Annotated in this window: 1 protein-coding gene; it reads left to right on the forward strand. The window is 64.4% G+C overall.

Features of this window, described 5'->3' with window-relative positions:
- The coding region (locus ACPYOG_RS20225) for a glutamine amidotransferase-related protein (RefSeq protein WP_481295876.1) at window positions 1-247 on the forward strand (247 nt) is incomplete at both ends.

A 247-nucleotide genomic window follows, 5' to 3' on the forward strand; every position in this document is an offset into this window, starting at 1 on the left:
GGTCGCCTCATCCGGCCAGTCTTCGCACTGGTCGCAGACCCCGTGGGTCTGGAACGAGGGCTATGGCGAGCTGGGCGCCGACGAAGCCAAGTACCACATCGCCTGCCTCGACTACGGCGTCAAGCGCAACATCCTGCGCCTATTTGCCGGTCTCGATTGCAAGGTCACCGTCTTGCCGGCAACCGCTTCGACCGAAGACGTGCTCGGCCTCAATCCGGACGGCATCTTCCTTTCCAACGGCCCGGGC

Source organism: Leifsonia sp. HAY1-4F, from assembly GCF_056755275.1.